Genomic DNA, 374 nt, shown 5'->3' on the forward strand with positions numbered 1-374 from the left:
GTGACGATCACCAGCCAGACGGCGTCCACCAGGTGCCAGTACATGCTGGCGGCCTCGAGGGTGCCGTGGTTATGGAGGGTGATCTTGCCCCTTAGGGCCTGGAGGTAAGCGAGGATCAGGCCGAAGCCTCCGATCACCACGTGCAGGCCGTGGAGGCCCACGATGGTGAAGAAGGCCGCGGTCCAGAGGTTCTCCTGCCAGCTGGAGTGGTGGTAGAACTGGTAGAACTCCCAGGACTGCACCAGGAAGAAGAGGACGCCGAGAATGATGGTGACGAGAAGCCCGAAGCGGAAGGGGTTGAACCGGCCCCGGCGGAGGTCGTGGTGGGCGAAGTGCACGGTGCAGGAGGGGCTCACCAGGAGGAAGGTGTTGAG

General features: G+C 63.6%; 1 protein-coding gene. It reads right to left on the reverse strand.

Translation table 11 applies throughout. The annotated features are described in order from the left end of the window. The coding region (locus MFF64_RS39045) for a cytochrome c oxidase subunit 3 (protein WP_238193949.1) at window positions 1–374 on the reverse strand (374 nt) is incomplete at both ends.

This window comes from Methylobacterium frigidaeris (assembly GCF_022179185.1).
In the GTDB taxonomy this organism is placed as follows: Bacteria; Pseudomonadota; Alphaproteobacteria; order Rhizobiales; family Beijerinckiaceae; genus Methylobacterium; species Methylobacterium frigidaeris.